Origin of the sequence: Pseudomonas avellanae BPIC 631 (assembly GCF_000444135.1) — a bacterium.
In the GTDB taxonomy this organism is placed as follows: Bacteria; Pseudomonadota; Gammaproteobacteria; order Pseudomonadales; family Pseudomonadaceae; genus Aquipseudomonas; species Aquipseudomonas avellanae.
The window spans coordinates 1-951 of record NZ_ATDK01000145.1 but is presented as its reverse complement, the minus strand read 5'-3'; the positions used below and the strand labels follow the sequence as shown (position 1 = coordinate 951).

Below are 951 nucleotides of genomic sequence, written 5' to 3'. Positions count from 1 at the left end.
AAAAGTGAGCAGAAGCAGTTGAACACCTGGGTCAGTTTTCAGTCGGCAGAACAGCCTCTACTGGGTCAGTTTTCGGTCAGCGACAACAGGCCAGCTGTTCCTCGGCCCTACGTTCATCATGGACGGCACGATCACCAACGCCAAGATCGGCAGTTTCATCAGCTCGACTGACTATGTGGCCGGGCAGCGTGGGTGGATCTTGCGCAAGGACGGGACGCTCGAGATCAACGGATCAGGCGCTGGCGGCGGCAGGCTGGTAGTTACCAATCGTTCGGTCCGCGTGTACGACACCAACAACGTCAAGCGCGTGCAGCTCGGAGACCTCAGTGAATGAGCAACGGAATGAGGGTGTGGGGCGCAGATACTGCGCTCCAGTTGGACGAGAATTCATTCACGATCCGGGTTGTACTGTCGACGCTTGTCACGTTCTCCGGCTCCACAAAGACCAGCCAAGACTTTGCTGTGCCTGGAGTGGGGCCGGGAAACGGAGTGGCAATAGTGATCCCAGCCGGCACCTATGACAGTAATCAAAGGCAGCATGAAACAGAACTCGTTGACGGTGTCGCGAGGGTCTACAACCACACCAGAACTTATGGATCAAGCACGGTTTCCTCGGGAACCATGCGCCTAATCGTTATGAGGTTTTCATAATGGCGGAAGCATACGGACTGGAGTTTTCCAATAACAGCAATGTGGTGGTGCTTGACTCGCAATACGCGAGGCTGATGGTTATTGCTTCCGGGCGTTATCAGCCCACCGAGGAAAGCGGGCTTGGCTCGACCACTTACTTTCCTCGGCCTGTTACATCCCAAGAACCGCCCTTGGTGTTCGTTAGGCCTGATACTGGGCGGCGGCAAAAACTGAGCGCAACACCTGACCAATCCGGTACGGTGAACCTATGTCATATCATGAACTCAGCATTGAAGAACGCATCACGATCCAGTTTGGCCA

Annotated in this window: 1 protein-coding gene and 2 pseudogenes; all 3 read left to right on the top strand. The window is 55.0% G+C overall.

Features of this window, described 5'->3' with window-relative positions; all coding sequences use genetic code 11:
• Window positions 1–79 precede the first annotated feature (79 nt).
• Window positions 80–334 (top strand): annotated as a pseudogene (locus tag DW49_RS0107535) (phage tail tip fiber protein); the annotation flags it as partial.
• Between the two features lie 8 nt (window positions 335–342).
• Entirely contained in the window at window positions 343–651 is a 309-nt protein-coding gene (locus tag DW49_RS1000000133605; RefSeq protein WP_024421195.1) for a hypothetical protein, read from the top strand.
• Window positions 651–951 (top strand): annotated as a pseudogene (locus DW49_RS1000000133600) (hypothetical protein); the annotation flags it as partial. The gene DW49_RS1000000133605 and the pseudogene DW49_RS1000000133600, both read left to right, overlap by 1 nt.